Origin of the sequence: Paenarthrobacter nitroguajacolicus (assembly GCF_031455195.1) — a bacterium.
Taxonomy (GTDB): Bacteria; Actinomycetota; Actinomycetes; order Actinomycetales; family Micrococcaceae; genus Arthrobacter; species Arthrobacter nitroguajacolicus_D.
In genome coordinates this window covers 103,159-121,226 of sequence record NZ_JAVDSH010000001.1, presented here as the reverse complement: position 1 = coordinate 121,226, position 18,068 = coordinate 103,159, and the positions used below count along the sequence as shown (strand labels likewise).

The following is an 18,068-nucleotide window of genomic DNA, read 5'->3' as shown; positions in this document are numbered from 1 at the left end:
TCCGCGAGCCCGAAGGGAACCCTCTCCATGGTCCACGCAGTCAAAGGCGTAGTCGTCCGCTCCAAAGGCGCACCCGCAACCCTCGAAACAGTGCTGGTTCCCGAACCAGGGCCCGGCGAAGCACTCGTTGACATCCTCACCAGCGGCGTCTGCCACACCGACCTCCACTACAAACTGGGCGGCATCAGCGACGACTTCCCGTTCCTGCTGGGCCACGAAGCCACCGGCGTCGTCAGCGCTGTGGGCCCCGACGTCACCGAGGTCGCCCCCGGCGACCGCGTAGTCCTCAACTGGCGTGCAGTCTGCGGAAACTGCCGTGCCTGTAAGCGCGGCCAGGCCCAGTACTGCTTCAACACCCACAACGCCACGCAAAAGATGACCCTCGAAGACGGCACCGAGCTGTCGCCGGCCCTGGGCATCGGAGCGTTCATCGAAAAGACACTCGTTGCTGCCGGCCAGTGCACCAAAGTAGACCCCGACGCCGATCCCGCCGCAGTCGGCCTGCTCGGCTGCGGCGTCATGGCAGGTTTGGGTGCCGCGATCAACACCGGCGGCGTCAAGCGCGGCGATTCCGTAGCCGTCATCGGCTGCGGCGGCGTCGGCGTCGCAGCCATCGCCGGCGCTGCACTCGCAGGGGCCACCACCATCATTGCGGTGGACATTGACGCCAAGAAGCTCGAACGCGCCAAGGAACTGGGCGCCACCCACACCGTCGATTCCTCCGCAGGGGACCCCATTGAGGAAATCCGTGCGCTCACCGGCGGTTTCGGAGCAGACGTGGTGATTGACGCCGTCGGCCGTCCTGAAACCTACAAGCAAGCTTTCTACGCCCGCGACCTCGCCGGAACCGTTGTCCTGGTGGGCGTCCCCACGCCCGAAATGACGCTTGAACTGCCGCTGCTGGATGTCTTTGGCCGTGGCGGGTCGCTGAAGTCCTCCTGGTACGGTGACTGCCTGCCCTCCAGGGACTTCCCCATGCTGGTTGACCTCTACAAGCAGGGCAAGCTGGACCTGGATGCCTTCGTCACGGAGCGCATCACCATCAACCAGGTGGAAGAGGCGTTCGACAAGATGCACCAGGGCGCCGTCCTCCGATCGGTGGTCGAACTGTGAACGCCGAAACCAACCCCACGATTGATCGCGTCGTTACGTCCGGCACCTTCTCCCTCGACGGAGGCACGTGGGATGTGGACAACAACGTGTGGATCATCGGCGACGCCGACGAGTGCATCGTCATCGATCCCGCCCACGATCCCGCCGCGATTGTCGAAGCCGTCAACGGCCGCACAGTGAAAGCCATCCTGCTCACTCACGGCCACGACGACCACATCCGCTATGCCGGCGAATTCCGGGAACTCACCAAAGCGCCGGTCTCCCTGCACAAGGACGACTGGATGCTCTGGCACGATGTCTTCCCCGGGACCGATCCTGACAATGCCATCGCTGACGGAGATACCTTCACCGTCGCCGGGGCAACCCTGGAAGCCATCCACACACCCGGCCACTCGCCGGGTTCTGTCTCATTCCACCTCCCCAGCGAGGGAACGCTCTTCAGCGGCGATACCCTCTTCCAGGGCGGCCCGGGTGCCACCGGACGGTCCTACAGCGACTTCCCCACCATCATTGAATCCATCCGGACCAGGCTGCTGTCCCTGCCCGGGGATACAGTGGTCCGCACTGGACACGGGGACGCAACCACCATCGGCTCTGAGAGCCCGCACCTGGACGAATGGATCGCCCGCGGACACTAGTCCCGCACTCACCGGCCTGAGCCGGCTGGCGTCCCAAAGTCCGGGGCGTCAGCTGGCTCAAGCCGGATAACCACAGACTTGGATGCCGGCGTGTTGCTGTCCTCAGCCGTGGAATCCAAGGGCACCAGAACATTCGCCTCCGGATAGTAGGCTGCTGCGCAGCCACGGGCCGTGGGGTATGAGACCAGGCGCAACTGGCGCAGCACGCGGTCCTTACCGTCCTCGGCTTCGCTGTGGACGTCAACGTAGCCGCCATCCTCGAATCCCAGTCCCGCAAGATCTTCCGGACTGACCAACAGCACCATGCGGCCCTTCTTGATGCCACGGTAGCGGTCATTCATGGAGTAGGTGGTGGTGTTGAACTGGTCATGCGAACGGATGGTTTGTAGGAGCAGGCGGCCAGCCGGTACTCCGATGGTCTCCAACTGGTTCACCGTGAACATGGCCTTCCCCGTGGCTGTCGGGAAAGTCCTGCTGTCCCTGGGTCCGTGGGGCAGCACAAAGCCGTCCTTCCCGCGAATGCGCGTATTGAAACCCTCAAACCCTGGGACCACCCGCGAGATGTGGTCCCGGATGGCGTCGTAGTCGAACCGAAGCCCGGCCCAATCAACCGGCACCTTGTGGCCAAGGACCGCCTGGGCCATGCGTGTAACAATGGCGACCTCGGACAGCACATCCTTGGCAATAGGTTCGAGTGGACCGGCCGAGCGGTGCACCGCGCAGACAGTATCCTCCACTGTCACGAACTGCTCCACACCACGCTGCAGGTCCTTTTCGGTACGTCCAAGCGTGGGCAAAATCAGCGCCTGCTCACCCACCACCACATGTGATCGGTTCAGTTTGGTGGAGATCTGGACGGACAGGCGGGTCCGGCGCACAGCGTCCTCGGCCACCCCGGTATCAGAGATCGCGTGGACCAGGTTCCCGCCGAGCGCCACCAGGACTTTGATCCGGCCGTCCCGCATCCCGCGGATGCTGTCCACGGCATCCAAGCCGGGCTTCCGCGGCGGGTCAAAACCGAACTCGTCCTGGAGCGCGTCCAGGAACCGCGGCGGCATCTTCTCCCAGATCCCCATGGTCCGGTCACCTTGTACGTTGCTATGGCCCCGGATTGGGGAGGGCCCCGCACCGGGTTTGCCGATGTTGCCGCGGAGCAGGAGGAGGTTGATGATCTCCTTGATGGTGGCCACGGCCTTCTTGTGCTGAGTGATGCCCATGGCCCACGTAATGATGACCCTGTCAGCCCGGAAGTACCTTTGTGCAAGTTCATCGATCTCGCTGCTGGCCAGGCCCGTGGCCGCCAGGACGTCCCGCTCAGCCAACGTGGCCAGGTGTGCTGCGAAGCCAACAAATCCCTGGCAATGTTCATCGATGAAAGTACGGTCGAGCACCGTGCCGGGAGCCGCGCTCTCCGCATCCAACACACGCTTGGAAACGGCCTGCAGCAACGCCATATCACCGGCAAGCCTGATCTGCAGGAACTGGTCCGCGAGGTCGGTTCCTTTTCCGAGCAGGCCGCGGGGGCTCTGCGGGTTCCGGAAATTGATCAGCCCGGCTTCCGGGAGCGGATTGATGGCAACGATGTCCGCTCCCGCCCGTTTGGCCTCTTCCAACGCTGTGAGCATCCGCGGATGGCAGGTACCAGGGTTCTGGCCCATGATGATGATCAGGTCGGACTTGGCAAAATCCGCATAGGTGATGGCGGACTTACCCACGCCAATGGTCTCCCCCATCGCAACGCCGGTGGACTCGTGGCACATGTTGGAGCAATCCGGGAGGTTGTTGGTCCCGAAAGCGCGAACGAAAAGCTGGTAGAGGAAGGCGGCTTCGTTGCTTGTCCGGCCGCTGGTGTAAAACGTGGCCTCGTCCGGGGTGTCCAAGGCATGCAGTTCCTGGGCGATGATTCCAAACGCCTGGTCCCAGCCGATGGGGACGTAATGGTCCGAACCCGCTGCCTTGTACACCGGTTCGACCAGCCTGCCCTGTTGGCCGAGCCAGTATTCCGAGCGTTGGCCCAGCGATTGGACGGTATTGTCGGCCCAGAACTGGGAAGGGATCCTTAGAGGTTCGGCTTCCCAGCCGATGGCTTTGGCGCCGTTCTCGCAAAATTCCGCCGCCTTGCGTTCCGGCGGGTCCGGCCATGCGCAGCTCATGCAGTCGAAACCGTCCTTTTGGTTGACTGCTTTCAGCGTCTTCCATGCCCGGGAAGGCCCCATGTATGCCATGGCATGCGGAAGCGTTTCGCTGAGGCTGGGCAGACCGGCCGCGGACCTTTTCGGCGGGCCTACGCTGAGTCCTACGTCCGAATCCTCCAGGGGTTCCTTCTTGCGGCCCATCGTTCCACCACGATTCCCGTGATTAGGTAGCTGATTCCCTCAGCCTAAACCCGGCATTCAAGCGGCTCAACGGGGGCTGCGGCGCCTAGCCCACAAGAGTCCGGAAGTCGCCGTCGAGCACGTCTGCGTAGCCACGGTAGGCCTCAATCACTGCGTCTTCGACAGTCTTTACATCCACGTGCGGCAGAAGGTCGCTTGCAGCACCAGCGGTGGCCGGATCCCAGTCCAGTCCGAGGGCTGCGTAACTGGCCGTCAGGACCTCGCGGATGGGCTGCGAGTTCTCCACGACAATCACGGAACTGAAGAGCCAACCGCCGGAGACCACCCGCTGGGCCGTGCCGATCAGCTTGATCCGGTGCGCGGGGAAGTCCGGGTCCTCACCGTGGACGCTGAACTCTCCGGGGCAATACTCTCCGGGGATCTCGCCGACGGCGGCATGGATGCCTACGCTTCGAAGCGCACCGGCCAGCAACTCGCCGAATTCTGAAAACCGGGCCTTGGCCCGGACGATGGCGTCCGGGTGTGGCTCCACATGATCGATCACCAACGAGCCTTCATGGTACGCGGCTGCCCGGCCACCGGCCTTCCGGACCAGGGGCTCGAACCCCAGCTCGCGGCAGGCCTCTTCGGCTGCGGCGAAGCCCGGCAGGTTCGCGTCGCGCTGGCCAAAGGCCACCGTCGGCTTCGGGCGGTACAGCCGCAGGGACGGCCCCACCTGCCCGCTCCGGACCCGTTTCAGGAGCTCCAGTGCGAAGTCGAGGTCCTCTGCAGCCCCCATGGATTCAGGCTGACGATAAGCCGTAAGCTGCCCGCGCTCCGTCGTGGCCGCGTGCATCAACTCTTCCTCAGGGTCAGGATCTGCTCGGCCCGGCCGAAAGGCCCGCTGACGTCGTGGAGCACAGTGGATGTCAGTCCAATACCGTCTGCGCCGAAGGAGACCTTGTTATCCAGCCCCAACCACTCCCCGGCGGGTGCCCTGTACATGTGGATCTGCAGGTCAACGTTGGGGAAGATGTAGCTGTTTTCTCCGGGCGGAACACGGGCGGCGATGCCGTTGGCCGTATCCACCAGTCCCATTAGCCGTGCCAAGTCCGTGCTGTCATCACGATCGGTCAGTGGGTGCGAGGTCCGGATCCACACCCGGCCGGAACCCGGACGGTGCCCTTCCGCCAAGCGCATTTCCAGGGAACGGATATAGCCCCCGGGCCATACGCTGGCGCCGTCCCACGGTTTGCATTCGTCCGGAGCGGGCATCGGCTCATCTTCAACTGCGGCCACTGCGCTGGTGTCACTGGTAATCATCCGCCACGCAGCGGCACGGATGGCCACGCGACCTCCTGCGGAGAGTTCGGCCTGGATGAGTTCGATAGTCCGGCCCGGCCTCAGCGTTGAGGTGGTGACCTGGAACTCGCCGCCGGGAATCAATCCCAGAATTTCGTAACTTATCCGTGCCAGGCGAACATCATTCCTGGGCTCGTGCCGGACCAAAGCATCAGCGATGATGCCAGAGGCCGGAGCCATGTGCTGTTCGTGCGGATTCCAGGCACCCTGGGCGTGGATCGTCGAGCGGTAGCGCCCCGTTCCCAACGATTCATAGTAGAAATCGCCATCCGCCAAATCCGGTAATGCAGTACTCAATCCAAGCCTTTCGCCGATCCAGCTGTAGAACTCAGACCACTGTATCCGCTGATTTGGCCGCTGCCCGACGCCGGCGGAACACAACAAACCAGACCACCACCGCTGCCAAAGCGGCGGCGCCCAGCGCAGCACCCACAGGTGACGCCGCTGCGACCGCCAACCAGGCTTCCAAGGCGGCGAGGCCAATGGTGGCGTACAGCAGGGCCCAGACCACCGATCCAATGACGGCTGCCGGCAAGTAGCGGCGCAGCGGCATACGGGCCGCGCCGGCTGCCAGGTTGATGGCCGTCTGCAAGCCAACCGTCAGGAAGGAAAGCACGACGGCGTACGGCCCCCACCTCTGGATGAGGGCCTGCGCGCGGGCTGCTTTGGGTCGCTCCAAGGAATTGCCGAAGCGGGTGTGGGCGAACCCGGCAACCGCTCCCCGGCCGATCCAATACGTGACATTGACGCGGATCATGACAATCGCGAAAAGCGCCGCGAGGGCGACACCGAAGGGCAAGCTCATGATCTGGTCCACTCGACTTAGGCTACCCTAAGCACTCTCCCTCTGCGGATTTGCTCCATTGGGTTGGCCTGATGGAACCCTAGGATGGGTCCATGGATCTCCGCGATGCCGCCCAGGAGCTGTACGCCGCTTTGCCTCGGGACTTCACAGCCCAGCGCACGGCGTTGGCCCGAAAAGCCAAAGAGGACGGCGAAAAGGACCTGGCCAAGCAGATCGGCAGCCTACCCAAGCCGGCTGCGGGCGCCTGGGCCATCAACATGCTGGCCGTTCACAAACCCGAGGTGGTTGACGGCGTCGTACGTTTTGGCGTGTCGCTCCGGTCTGCGCAGGAAGCATCAGACGCAGAGGCTTTTCGCGAACTCGGACAGCAACGCCAAGGTGAGCTGTCGTCGGCCGTCCACGCAGCCAAAGACCTGGCGGCCGAGCTGGGAGCGCCGCTGAGTGCGGCAGCAGCTGCCGACGTCGAACAGACCCTGAGGGCGGCGATGGCTGATGCCGGAGCCGCCGCGGCCGTGGCGACTGGCAGGCTGGTGCGGGGGCTGAGCGGGAGCGGCTTCGAGTCAGTGGACCTGACAGACGCGGTGGCTGCGGCCGGGCCCGGCGACACAGTTGTTGCTGAAGCCGAAGCCGTGCCGAAAGACGCGGCCACACCAAAGAAGCGGGATAGGCCGGAACCTGCCAAGGAGACACGGGCGCCCAAAAAGGCATCCCAGGAAGAAGCTACCTCCCTGGCCGATCGGCGGGCAGCCAAGCGGACGGCGGCGCTGGAAGAAGCCCGAGCCGACTTCGAGGCAGCCGATCATGAGGCTCGGAAAGCCGAAGGGGCTGCGGCCGAGGCGTGGGACGTCGTGAAGGACCTGACGGACCGGCGGGCGAATCTCAAGACGGACATCGAGGAAGCCAAACGCCGCCTGGCGGAGCTGGAAGCCGAACTGATCGGCGTCACCCGGGACGCGGACACCGCCGAATCCAACAAGAAGCTCGCGGTCAGGGCCGCCACGCAGCAACGACGCATCGCGGACCAGGCCCAACGACGCGTAGAGCGGTTGAGTTAGTCCTTCTTTTTGACCGGCGACTTTTGTAAGTGGTGGGTTGCGGGCCCCTCAAGGTACTTGCCCTCCGGAGTGAACCGCGAACCGTGCAACGGACAGTCCCATGACTTCTCGGCATCGTTCCAACCCAGCAGTCCGCCCAGGTGTGCGCAGCTGGCGGACACCATGCAGACTTTCCCGTCCACGGTAGACACAGCCGCTGGCTCGCCCTTATAGAGGCCGACGACGCCGCTCCCCTCAGGCGGGCGGGTTTCGTCCGTGATCTCGGGGTTGGCTTTGACCTTGGATTTGTCCTCAACCATCCTGCGGGCGATGTCCGCGTTATGCCGGATGGCTTCGGCCGCCCCCTTGGGCGAGGTGACGCGGTGGTGGATGGTGGTGGCCCAGTCAGAGTGGCCGCCCAAAATGTCCGAAGTGATGGACAGGGCCGCCGCGACCCCGTTGCTCATGCCCCATTTGTTGTATCCGGTCCCGAAGAAGATCCGCCCCTTGCCGCGGGGAAGTTTGCCAAAGAAAGGCATGAGGTTGGTCGCCTGGTAGTCCTGGGCGGACCACGTATGGGTGACCTCGGCCCCCCGATAATGCTGGCTGGCCCATCCGAGGAGATCGTCCAGATGTTGTCGTGGCGACGTCGCCCGGCCACCGGCGTGCCCGTATCCGCCCACCAGTAACAGTTCTGCGTCGGCTGCCGGGTAGGTGCGTTGGGACCTCGTAGGCGAATCAATGGAGAGGTACATACTCTGGGGAATGGCGCCCGGCACCCTCAAAGCGGCGGCGTAGGATCGGTTTGGCTCCAGCTTGGCGAAGTACAAGCCGCGGTTCAGGATAGGTGTGCCTGTCGCGAGGACCACGGTGTCGGCGGTGAAACTGCCTTTCCTGGTGGTGACGCTCAGGGGACGGTCGCCACCAACGTTTTGAACCTGCACCCCTTCCACAACCAGGCCGCCATGTTCCCGGACATCCCGGGCCAAGGCGTCCAGAAGCTCCATCGGGTGGATCTGCGCTTGGCCTTCCAGCTCCAGCGCCTCCACTACCTTGAACGGCAGGCCCGCGTCACGACTGAAATGGACATCCAAGCCTGCGTCCCGCGAGACCGCAGCTTCCTTCCGGAGCCGCTGGCCGCCGTCGTCGGTGGTTGCGAAGGTGATGGCTGTACGGCGCTGGAACGGGACAGCTTGCTGCTCCATGTACTGGGTGAGCCACGCCTGCCCCGTCTTGTTGGCCTCCACATACGCCTGCACCACCTTCAGCGGGTACTGGCTGCGCAGGGCTGACAACGCCCCGCCTTGCAAGAGGCTCAACTTGCCGGTGGTGTTGCCTGTGGTCACCGCACCCAGCGTTCGGGCTTCGAAAACCACCACCCGCTGGCGGGACCGGGACAACAACAGTGCAGCCACCATCCCCGTGATGCCCGCTCCCACCACTATCGAGTCAAAGTGCTTCTCCTGTGGAACGGGGTCGGACTTAAAGACGGATTCCCTGTCCAACCACAGTGATTTCATCGAACAACCTGCCTCTCAATTCACGGAATTGGCACGTGGCATGTGTTGATGGAAACGGTAGGCGGCCCGCTTGTGCTTATCAAGAGGCTATGGTGCGGCTCAGGGCTTATTCCGCGGCGGCAAGGCCAGCTGCATATTGCAGCTCAGGGTCCGGGTCGCCTGCCCACCGCTCCAACACCCGGTCCGCCCTCTCCCTCGCCAGACCCTCAAGCCTGGCCAGCAGTGGCCGCACCACATCTTTGGCCAGGGGATCCACCAGTTCCCGGGTTCCGGCCTGCCGGATGAAGCCTTCAATGCGGGTCAGGTCCGTGTTGACCAGCAAAGCTACCTTGGTTTGGAGCAGGACCACCGCTGCCAGCCGCCGTTCGAACACAGGCTCTTCCCACAGCTCCGAGCTCAGCGCCGTGATGTCGTCGTGGCTCAGGTTTTTGTATTTTTTCAGGGCATCGCGGATTGTTCCGCGCACTGCACCGACGGACGCTCCGTACACCTTGAGGCCTTCGCCGAGGCGCTCGCTGGCCACCGCAGCTTTCTCCCAGGTCGATTCCATCTGCAGCGTGTAGTCCACGAATTCACCGGCTTCACTCACCTGTCTATTTTGTCAGGGCCTCCCCATACCGTGGTTTCACCAGCCACTGACAGGAGCCATATGCCGTCCCAAGAGCTCGCCGCCGAGGCGTCATTCCCGGGTGTTCCCGCCGCATCGTCGATGCCCGATTGGTACCCCATGCTGCTCGACACCGTGGCCAAGGAAGTCCGCGTGGGCCGCACCCGTGCGATGGCGGCGGCCAACAGCGAGCTGTTGAACTCCTACTGGAGCATCGGGCGGCAACTGGCCGACCGCGAATCTGAGCAAGGCTGGGGCGCCAAGGTGGTCACGCGGTTGTCTTCCGATATCCGAACGCGGTTCCCCGAAGCGAAGGGCTTCTCCCCCAGGAACCTGCGGTACATGAAGAGCTTCGCGCAGGCTTGGCCGGACTTCCCAATGTTGCAAGCGCCGCTTGCAACATTGCCGTGGTACCACCAGATCGCACTGCTGGAAAAGCTCGACGACGCCGCCACGCGGCTTTGGTACGCCGCGGCGGCTGCCCAGCACGGATGGTCGCGCAACGTTTTGACACACCAGATCTCCACCCGATTGCACGAGCGCTCCGGGCAGGCCATCACCAACTTCGCTTCCACCATGGTCCGCGCGGATTCCGACCTCGCGCAGCAGGCAACCAAAGACCCCTACGTCTTTGACTTCCTGGCCATGACCGACCGACACACCGAGAGGGATCTGGAGGTCCAGTTGGTGAAGCATGTGGAGAAATTCCTGCTGGAGCTGGGCCAGGGGTTCGCCTTTGTTGGCGAGCAGGTCCGGCTGGAAATCGCCGGCGACGAGTTCTTCGCGGACCTCCTGTTCTACCACCTGAAGCTGCGCTGCTACATGGTGATTGAACTCAAGGCAGTGAAGTTCGAACCAGGATTCCTGGGGCAGTTGGGCATGTACATGGCCGCTGTGGATGACCTGATGGCGCATCCCGACGACAAACCAACCATTGGTTTGCTCCTGTGCAAGGAGAAGAACAGCGTGGTGGCGGAGTATGCGCTCCGTGGCTTCAACGCACCCGTGGGGATCGCGGAATGGAAGACGTCCCTTGCCGACTCCTTGCCGGACGAGTTGGTGTCCAGCCTGCCGAGCATCGAAACGTTGGAGGCAGAGCTCGCGAGCGAAGCCGCCCGGTTGCGGGGCTAGACGTTCTCCTTGAACCACGCCAGGGTATCGTTCCATGCAGCCGTGGCTTGGGCTTCGACGTAGCGTTCGCTGGTGTCGTTATGGAAGGCATGGTCCACGCCGGGGTACACCTTGAGTTGGTGCTTGACGCTGGTCCTGTCCAGCGCTTCCTGGAGTTGCGGCATGGGGCCCGTGATTCGCGCATCCTTCTCGGCATACACACCCATAACTGCCGGCTTGATGGTGGGTACCTTGGCCAAGTCAGGTGCTGGGCCGTAGAACGCGCTGGTTGCTTTGAGCCTTGGAATCTCCGTGCTCGCCTGCCACGTGATGCCACCGCCGAAGCAGAAACCGATCATGGCGATACGGCCTCCTTCGACGAAGTCCTGGCCGTTGAGGTACTCAAAGGCCGCTTTGAAGTCGTCAACATGGCGTTGGGCGCCGGCCCGCGTCAGTGCGCCCGGCACCGCATCCGGGTCCATGTTCGCCGTGCCGCCTTCCCGGCTCAGCAGATCCAGCGCAAGGGCCGCGTAGCCTTCCTTTGCGAAGCGCCTGGCAACGTCCTGGATGTGCGGGGTAAGCCCGCGATTCTCGTGACAGATAAGACGGCCGGGTGTTGCCCTCCGCCCTCGGGCCGTGCCAGGTAGGCACTGATTTCCGTTCCGACCGAGGGGACTTTCACTGTTTCCGTTTGCAGCCCCGCGGCGCCCTCCGGGACTGACAATGGGCTCTTGGCGTTGGGTACGGCTGTGGTGGGTGCACTTGACTCTCCCGTCCCGCGGGCAGAGGACGGCTTTGGCATGGGGTCAGTAGTTTTAGGGATCTCCTCCGGCGTGCAACCAACCAGCGTCATGGCCGCCGCAGTCGCTGTCATGCTCCCCATGATGAACGCCACCCGCCGGGTAAATGCCATATGCGACATGTCCCCGGACCGGTAATCGTCGTAGAACTCCTCGATCAAGTACTTTTCGAACTTCTCAAGCTGCACCATTGGACGTCCTTCTCGAAGTTGGCCAACATCATTCCCTGAAGTTGGGACGCAAACAAGGGCAGGACGGTTTGACGCCGTCAGAAAAGGCTGCTTCACATCACTACTATTCAGAGGCATAGGTGACATGCGGGGAGGGAGCATTCGGGAATGAAGGGAAGCGATAACGCATTGGAAGGTCAGCCGCCATCCGCCAGGACTGTTGAGCAAGTCTATGAGCAGCTACGCGCTCCCCTGCAGGCGCTGGCCCTCACCGTCGTTGCCGAGTGCCGGAACGCCGAGCCCAAAGCATCGGGATGGACCTTTGACCTGGTGACGGTCAGTGGCGAGCGGACCTATGTTCTCCCAGCACGGGTCTGGAACGACGAACTCGCTACGATTCAAAGGGTCCTCGGCACTGCTGGAGAAAGCTTCGATGAGGCCATGAATGATGGTATGCAGCTCGAAGTTTCAGGGCAGCTGCGAATGTGGCCTGAGACCGGTGACATCTACTTGAAAGTTACCGGAATTGAACCGGAGTTCCGCCTGAACGGGGCGCTCCTCCTCAAGGACCGCCATACGTTACAAGCTCTCCCTGAAGATTTTCCGCGCCACTCCAGACTGCTTGTCGATGACGACTCGATATATGAGGATGCCAAAGACGGTCTCAAAGTGGGACGAATACTGAAGGTAACCGTGATCTCGCCGGAGAAATCCCAAGGCGTTGAGGACTTCAAGCATCATCTGAGAGTTTCACAGAGTCGGGATAAGCCTGAGATCACATACCGGCATATGAGCTGGGGAGGTAAATCAGCAGCCGCGACTCTCCGAACCTATTGTGATGAGGCGCGCAGGAACGGTCATGATCTCGTTGTCATTACGCGAGGCGGTGGGCACTGGCGGTCTATGCGGGGGTTCCAGGATGAAGAATTGGCCCGAGCCATCCTCGAGTCGCCCGTGCCTGTTATCACCGGTATAGGGCATCGTCAGGATGTATCCATCGCTGACAGGGCAGCCATGGCGTCATTCACGACGCCAACAGCCGCCGCGGTTGCGATCACAACCCGTTCAGGCAGTTCGCCGGCATCTGCGAAAAAGTATCCGACGTCCTTCAAGGAAAGCCTTGGTGCCGAACGTCAGAAGGTTGCCAAGCTCGATAGAGAGCTGTCATCAGTCAGGAACACCCTGGCGCGTTGCCAAGCTGAGTTGGCATCGGCCAATGCGGCCCTTTCCCGGTATAAGGCGGACCTCGGAGCATCCAACAGCTCGCTCCGGGAAAGCCGCGCATCGCATCTCGCTTCTGACCGTAAACATGGACATGACCTGCTTGAGCTGGCGTCGCGACGAGTCCGTGGGTACTCATGGCTGCTGACTTTGGCGACGCTGGGTATGGCAGCCACGCTCGTGTTCAACTCAACGCTCATTGCCACCTGGATAATTGGTTCAGACGATCACGGACTCGGGCTTTGGCTGGCTATCGGCATAGTGGCCCTTTCGGCTGTTGCCCTCTCGGTGCAGTTCTCTTCGCGAAAGCATCTGAATGCAAAGCACAGAAAACCCCTGAAGCGACCACCGGAATCTGTCCGCGAGTGGGAGATCCGAATCATGAACGTACGGACTGTTCGTGCGCTCCGGAAACTGCTGCACCATCTGCCGATGGGCTAATCCCGCGATAGCGTTTGGCTCTACAACTGCAGCCTCTAAAAATGTCGTGACGTTCGCCGACAGCGCCGCCATCGAACGTCGCTTGCCTGCAATTGATTTCACCTTCGAGGTAGCTCAAGGTGTCAACGTCGCCGAGGACAACTTCATGGCCTTAACGGTGCAGTGATTCAGGTATGAGGACGTTGTTGACGAACTTGTACTCATTCGGCTGGATGGTCAGGACCAGAATTTTCATGATTTCCTTACGTGAGTTCTAAGTTGGTGGCTCGAATAGCGTTGCGCGTTTTGTCGTGACTTTCCGGATCGCTGCGGAACACGACGAGACTGTGCCGGCTACTTGAGGACACGATGCTCCCCCGACGTGGTTCGTCCAGGAGCACAGACGCTTCGACTACGCCCGGTAGTTCGCGCATCGCCGAAATCCATTCCTCGTCCGTAGCATTAAGTCCCGTCAGATTGAGAAATTCGACGCCTGCGGTGGCTGTTGTTTCGGGGACGGTAGCAAGGTTCTCGGACAACAGAGTTTCAAACCAGAGGTGGAAGGATGACCGGCCCGTGGCCAGGCCAACCAGGTCCGAAATCCTGTCACCACCCGGACGCCCATGGGACTCAATGAGCTTGACCCCGCTTGCATCTGCGATGAATTCCGTGTGCGATAAACCGCTTTGATGTCCGGCAGCATCGAGCACTTGCTTGGTCGCTGTTTCCAGGGCAGTCCTGAGCTCCGCCGGGACGTCCGCAGGGAACTGATGTCCTGTCTCAATGAAGTGGGGGGCCCCACTGGTGAACTTTCGGGTGACGCCCAGTACCGAGTGTTCCCCCTTCCAACTGAGGGCTTCAACTGAGAACTCAGGCCCGATGGCCATCGCCTCGACAATCGCGCCTTGTTCAATCCAAGAGTGGTCCTGCTCGGACAAGTCCTGCTCCACTGTCGAGGGGGACAGCGTAAGAATGTTGCGGCTGCCGCTGCCATCGGACGGTTTGAGAATGGCTTGCGTTCCAAGCATTTGGACGAAACGAATTACTTCGTTCGCGTCGCTGACATCTGCGAAGGGCAGATTCATTGGGTTGTCTTTACCCAGCGCCTTGCGCAGCCTGGACTTGTTACGGAAAGCCTCAAGGGTCTGGAAGTCAAGATATCCAGCAATGCCCAAGCCGAGGGCAGCGTTGACCATGCTCGCTACTTCGGTGGACTGGTCTCCGAAAGCCAGGACAATCCGTCGTGAACCGTCGTCAGGTTCATCGAGCAGGGCCCGGGCTACCTCAATGGCGTCCAGGGGGTCGCTGACTTTGAGGGCCCTCATGTCTCCGTAATCATCACCCATGTCTTTGGCGGAAACCACTGGAACGAGCTGGAGACCTTCGATTTCTTGCGCAGCTTCCAGCACCACTCCACGCGGGGAGGGAATGTAAATAGTCGTTGTCATTTTCAGTTCTTTCTTCCGCAGACCCCATATGGAGAGCAATATGCCGATAGTGCCGGCCATCAGACCGACCGTACTGGCAAGGCCGCTGGCGCCTGCCGCACTCAGGATCCAACCGGTCAAGGCACCACCCGCGAAGGAGGCCGCACCGGAGATGGTCCCGATGATGCCGAACAGCTTCCCTAGTTTCTTGTGTCCTAAGGAAAGTCTTGATGCAGTTTCATCGAGTGTTGGGCTGACCAAAGTCTCACCGAGCGTGAAGAACACCACGTAGGCAATGACTGCTGGCGCCGTCCACCCGAGTGTCAGTGCGAGGAAGCCGGCAAACAGGCTCCCGAAGCCCAGCAGGAGAATCCTGGCTGACTTTAGTCGTCCCAGCAGATGCACTAGTAGGAGGTACTGGAACCCAAGGATGAGCGCAGCATTTGCAATGTAGAACCAGGAGGAGGCTTGGTCGGTACCGAATGCTTGCTTCGCTGTCAGTGGCATAAGAACGTTCCACTGGGAGTATGCGAACCAATATGCAGCTACCAGTGTCAGCAGAACGAGGATAGGTTTCCGGTTTTTGTCGGAGAACAACGAGCGATCTGCATCGGACTCTAAGTTCTCGGTCTGGCACTCCATCGTGACGTTGGAGGATTCGAAGCGCAGGAAAACGACGACAACGCCCATGATGAGGTAGCTGATCAGAGACGCGGCGATGATGGTATAGAACCCGGTGACCTGAAAGAGGACCGCACCGATCGCCGGACCCAGCAGCGCTCCTGAGTTTACGGCTGCTGATCGAAGCGAAATCAGTCTTCGCGATCCTGCCACAGCAAGTAGCTCGGTCTTAATTCCCAGGGACACGCTCGTGGAGCCAATCCCGGCGATAATGCTCCCCACAAGGTAGCTGGTGAAGTCCTCACGAAACAGGAACACCGACAAGCCGGCAGCTCTGACCAACAGGCCACAGAGCGCCATGGGCTTCGAGCCGAACTTTGCTACGAGGAATCCCAGGAAGACCGAAGCTATCTGTCCTGAACCAGTCATCGAGCCAACCAGAATCCCAACACTTGCAATACCTAGCCCCCGTTGCACGAGTTCCAGTGTGAGCAACGGCAAAAACATGAAGGTCGTAATGCCCGAAACAACGATCAGGACCAGTAGCGCCCATGACGATGTTGGGATTTTGGCCGGTGAGGCTGGAAGTGTGCTAGTCACCGGACACCGTTACCGTAAGGTGTCGACTGGCGGCGATCGCGTAGTCCTGTGCGAGACTCGGTTCAACCGCGGTCGCAAAGATGTTCCCGATCCGGGACTTGTAGTCCCCCACATGCGTAATCCTGGCCCCAATGGCCTTTGCGGGAAGCCATCCGACGTCACCAGGCATGAGCCCAAGGCTCTCCGTCCCGTCCTCAATGTTGAGCAGGTGGCTCTCACTGAACTCTTCAATTGCTCGGAGGCTCGGGAACAGTTCGATGTTTTGGGATCCGGTTCCCTTCCGTGGCTTAAGGATGTGCGGTGATTCCGGTGCCCTGTCACGAACCTTGCCAAGCGCTGGGTCGCCGCTCGCACCCGGAGCGTTACTCGCGTAGGCGATGCTTTGGTTGGGGCCGTGCAGGGTAACCAGCGCGACTTCGTCTGCGCTGCCCGACCAGGCTGGGCCCTGCCACAATTCCCCTACGGATCCGGAGCACGCCCCGATGGCCAGGACTTCAACCTCCGGGTGAACGGATGTCTTCCGTTCCTGCAGGAAGCCATCGGTCTTGCCTTGAAACAATGTCGTCTCCCAATATCGGTGAACTCTTCGTTGTTCTGCTCCGTGTTTCATGTGCTCCTGCTCCAGGACCGGGGGAGGGTCCTTGAAAGAACCCTCCCCCGAAGTCTTCGTGCAGGCTTCTGCCTTTGGGGCCTAATTGGCGGCCATCGCGGGCTTGCGTAGGAACAGACCCACTACCAGTGCGGTGAGCAGGCAAAGACCCGCGTTGACCCAGATGGCGGTGGTGACACCGCTGAGGACGGCCGGGGCCTGGTTGTTCCCGATGCTAAGGATTTGGGCTGTAAAGATGGCGCTCATGATGGGAATTCCCATGGTGATGCCGATCTGCTGGCTCATGGTTGCCAGTCCCGTAGCCAAGCCCTGTTCTTCATCAGGCAGCCCGGATGTTGCGGTAACCATGAATCCGACGATGACGACAAGGTTGGCTACACCACCGATGAAGGTGGCGACCAACAGCAGACCTATGGAGGCGGGGTCTGCACTGAGCAAGACGAGGGCGCCGGTCGCAATGGCCTGGACTATGAATCCGTAGACGATGGCCTTCTTGTTGCCGATCTTTCCGATCACCTTGGGTCCGAGCACGCCACCGAGTACCGTACCGAGGCCAAGGACTGCGAAGGCCAGACCAGCACCGAGCGGGGTGTACCCGAGAACCTGCTGCAGGTAAAGCGTCAGCAAGAACACCAAGGACGTTTCGGTGACGAAGGCCAGAATGCCGGCAATGTTGCCCCAGGCGACGGTGGAACGCTTCAAAATCTCCAGCGGCACCAGCGGCGAGCTTGCCTGGCGTTCGACAGCCACAAAGGCAACAAAGAGCACAACGGCTGCCGCGAGGGAGCCCAAAGTAAGGGGGTTGGTCCAGGAGTGCTCGGCGGCGTTGGTCAAACCGAAGACAAGGGCCAGAAGGCCCAGGGTTACGGTGATGGCGCCCGGAACGTCCAGCTTCAACTTCGAGGTGGGCTTGCTCTCAGCAAGGACGATGGGAGCGATGACCAGTACTGCGATGGCCACAGGCACGTTGATGAAGAACGCCCACCGCCAGGTCAGCAGGTCTGTCAGCAGTCCGCCGAGGATAGCGCCGGTCGTAAAGCCCGCGGCCATCAGTGACCCATTAAGGCCAAGTGCCTTATCGCGCAACGGGCCTTCCGGGAAGGATGCCAGCAGCAAGGACAAGGCAGCGGGAACGACAATGGCCGTAGCGACGCCTTGACCCACGCGAGCGATAAGCAACAAGGCTGGGGCGGCAGCCAAACCGCCGGCAAGCGACGCCGCGCCGAGCAGGGCCATGCCGATGATAAACATCTTGCGGCGGCCGGCAATATCGGCGACACGTCCGAACAGCAACGTCAGACCCGCAGCGCACAGGGCGAATGACGTCGCAATCCACTGAAGGTTCTCCAAGCTGAAGCCGACGTCGGCACCTATGGCCGGGAGGGCTACGTTGAGAATGGAGAAGTCAACAGCGAGGGTAAAACTCGCTGTTAGCAGGACAATGAGTGCCAGTCGCTGACGGGCCGTCATGCGTCCCGCGGGAGCAGTTGCCGGTTGCGGTTCGGTCGAGGGTGGGACGCTGGGTCCTGTTGTAACATCCGGTTGGGTGGTCATGACGGTGTTCCTTCTGTGGAGGGGGCTGCCCTTTGGCGGCATCTTCACACTCCACAGTCACGGAAAGTCCGGGGATCAGCCACACCCCCGCTTGCCTACCACTGGCAGTGACAGGCGAAACTGTCCCGTACACTGCTTCGC

16 protein-coding genes are annotated in these 18,068 nt (G+C 61.5%); 5 read left to right on the top strand and 11 right to left on the bottom strand.

What is annotated here, in order from left to right:
- Positions 1-27: 27 nt before the first annotated feature.
- Positions 28-1,113, top strand: coding sequence for an S-(hydroxymethyl)mycothiol dehydrogenase (locus tag J2Y68_RS00630; protein ID WP_309988457.1), 1,086 nt, complete (start codon positions 28-30; stop codon positions 1,111-1,113).
- Positions 1,110-1,751, top strand: a complete 642-nt coding sequence (locus J2Y68_RS00625; RefSeq protein ID WP_309988455.1) for an MBL fold metallo-hydrolase — start codon at positions 1,110-1,112, stop codon at positions 1,749-1,751. The genes J2Y68_RS00630 and J2Y68_RS00625 overlap by 4 nt, the downstream gene beginning before the upstream one ends.
- 8 nt (positions 1,752-1,759) lie before the next feature.
- On the opposite strand, the gene J2Y68_RS00620 is transcribed toward J2Y68_RS00625, so the two are convergent.
- The 4 genes from J2Y68_RS00620 to J2Y68_RS00605 all read right to left on the bottom strand — a co-directional run bounded on the left by J2Y68_RS00620 (position 1,760) and on the right by J2Y68_RS00605 (position 6,245).
- A complete protein-coding gene (locus J2Y68_RS00620) occupies positions 1,760-4,087 on the bottom strand; it encodes an FdhF/YdeP family oxidoreductase (protein ID WP_309988452.1) in 2,328 nt (775 codons plus the stop codon).
- Between the two features lie 85 nt (positions 4,088-4,172).
- The gene (locus J2Y68_RS00615) at positions 4,173-4,922 is read right to left on the bottom strand and encodes a biotin/lipoate A/B protein ligase family protein (protein WP_397334631.1); all 750 of its coding nucleotides are present in this window, start codon (positions 4,920-4,922) and stop codon (positions 4,173-4,175) included.
- Complete coding sequence (locus J2Y68_RS00610) at positions 4,922-5,725, bottom strand: thioesterase family protein (RefSeq protein ID WP_309988448.1); 804 nt, start codon at positions 5,723-5,725, stop codon at positions 4,922-4,924. Before J2Y68_RS00610 ends, J2Y68_RS00615 begins: the two co-directional genes overlap by 1 nt.
- 31 nt (positions 5,726-5,756) lie before the next feature.
- Positions 5,757-6,245: a DedA family protein gene (locus J2Y68_RS00605; protein WP_309988445.1), complete on the bottom strand. Its 489-nt coding sequence runs from the start codon at positions 6,243-6,245 to the stop codon at positions 5,757-5,759.
- Positions 6,246-6,325: 80 nt separating this feature from the next.
- Here J2Y68_RS00605 and J2Y68_RS00600 point away from each other — a divergent pair, with 80 nt between their 5' ends.
- Positions 6,326-7,288 carry a hypothetical protein gene (locus J2Y68_RS00600; protein ID WP_309988443.1) on the top strand — a complete coding sequence of 321 codons (963 nt, stop codon included), beginning with the start codon at positions 6,326-6,328 and terminating at the stop codon, positions 7,286-7,288.
- Here J2Y68_RS00600 and J2Y68_RS00595 read toward each other — a convergent pair.
- Positions 7,285-8,787, bottom strand: a complete 1,503-nt coding sequence (locus J2Y68_RS00595) for an FAD-dependent oxidoreductase (RefSeq protein ID WP_309988440.1) — start codon at positions 8,785-8,787, stop codon at positions 7,285-7,287. The two genes, J2Y68_RS00600 and J2Y68_RS00595, sit on opposite strands and share 4 nt — an antisense overlap.
- Before the next feature lie 106 nt (positions 8,788-8,893).
- Positions 8,894-9,376 (bottom strand): DNA alkylation repair protein, encoded by a 483-nt coding sequence (locus J2Y68_RS00590; protein ID WP_309988439.1) that lies wholly within the window; start codon positions 9,374-9,376, stop codon positions 8,894-8,896.
- Positions 9,377-9,436: 60 nt separating this feature from the next.
- Here J2Y68_RS00590 and J2Y68_RS00585 point away from each other — a divergent pair, with 60 nt between their 5' ends.
- The gene (locus J2Y68_RS00585; RefSeq protein WP_309988437.1) at positions 9,437-10,525 is read left to right on the top strand and encodes a PDDEXK nuclease domain-containing protein; all 1,089 of its coding nucleotides are present in this window, start codon (positions 9,437-9,439) and stop codon (positions 10,523-10,525) included.
- Here the strand turns inward: J2Y68_RS00585 and J2Y68_RS00580 are convergent.
- Complete coding sequence (locus J2Y68_RS00580) at positions 10,522-11,073, bottom strand: dienelactone hydrolase family protein (protein ID WP_309989870.1); 552 nt, start codon at positions 11,071-11,073, stop codon at positions 10,522-10,524. The two genes, J2Y68_RS00585 and J2Y68_RS00580, sit on opposite strands and share 4 nt — an antisense overlap.
- Positions 11,010-11,495 carry a hypothetical protein gene (locus J2Y68_RS00575; protein WP_309988434.1) on the bottom strand — a complete coding sequence of 162 codons (486 nt, stop codon included), beginning with the start codon at positions 11,493-11,495 and terminating at the stop codon, positions 11,010-11,012. Before J2Y68_RS00575 ends, J2Y68_RS00580 begins: the two co-directional genes overlap by 64 nt.
- Before the next feature lie 147 nt (positions 11,496-11,642).
- Here J2Y68_RS00575 and J2Y68_RS00570 point away from each other — a divergent pair, with 147 nt between their 5' ends.
- Positions 11,643-13,136 (top strand): exodeoxyribonuclease VII large subunit, encoded by a 1,494-nt coding sequence (locus J2Y68_RS00570; RefSeq protein WP_309988430.1) that lies wholly within the window; start codon positions 11,643-11,645, stop codon positions 13,134-13,136.
- A gap of 242 nt (positions 13,137-13,378) precedes the next feature.
- Here J2Y68_RS00570 and J2Y68_RS00565 read toward each other — a convergent pair whose 3' ends face one another.
- The 3 genes from J2Y68_RS00565 to J2Y68_RS00555 all read right to left on the bottom strand — a co-directional run bounded on the left by J2Y68_RS00565 (position 13,379) and on the right by J2Y68_RS00555 (position 17,843).
- Complete coding sequence (locus J2Y68_RS00565; RefSeq protein ID WP_309988427.1) at positions 13,379-15,763, bottom strand: MFS transporter; 2,385 nt, start codon at positions 15,761-15,763, stop codon at positions 13,379-13,381.
- Complete coding sequence (locus J2Y68_RS00560; RefSeq protein WP_309988424.1) at positions 15,756-16,322, bottom strand: hypothetical protein; 567 nt, start codon at positions 16,320-16,322, stop codon at positions 15,756-15,758. The genes J2Y68_RS00565 and J2Y68_RS00560 overlap by 8 nt, the downstream gene beginning before the upstream one ends.
- A gap of 132 nt (positions 16,323-16,454) precedes the next feature.
- Positions 16,455-17,843: an MFS transporter gene (locus tag J2Y68_RS00555; protein WP_309989867.1), complete on the bottom strand. Its 1,389-nt coding sequence runs from the start codon at positions 17,841-17,843 to the stop codon at positions 16,455-16,457.
- Positions 17,844-18,068: the final 225 nt, after the last annotated feature.